This window comes from Xanthomonas sp. XNM01, from assembly GCF_014851915.1.
GTDB lineage: Bacteria > Pseudomonadota > Gammaproteobacteria > Xanthomonadales > Xanthomonadaceae > Pseudoxanthomonas.
Genome location: NZ_JACVAP010000029.1, coordinates 1 through 210, shown reverse-complemented (window position 1 = coordinate 210; position 210 = coordinate 1). Strand labels below are relative to the sequence as shown.

General features: G+C 71.0%; 1 protein-coding gene. It reads left to right on the top strand.

Annotated features, from left to right (window positions below; translation table 11 throughout):
* Positions 1-210 (top strand): transposase (locus tag IB242_RS20320; RefSeq protein WP_192283781.1); only part of this gene is annotated, 210 nt, incomplete at both ends.

Sequence of the window (210 nt, the reverse complement as noted above, 5' to 3'; positions counted from 1 at the left end):
CGCCGCGCGACGTGCGGCCTTATGTCCGCGGGAACAAAACCGACCGTGCCGATGCCGCCGGGCTGGTGGAGGCTGCCCGCTGTCCGCAGATCAGCGAGGTGCCGGTCAAGACGCCGCGCCAACAGGGGCTGCAGGCGCTGCATCGCGTGCGTGAGCAACTCAAGGCGCAGCGCACGGCCACGATCAACCTCGTGCGCGGCCTGCCGCTGT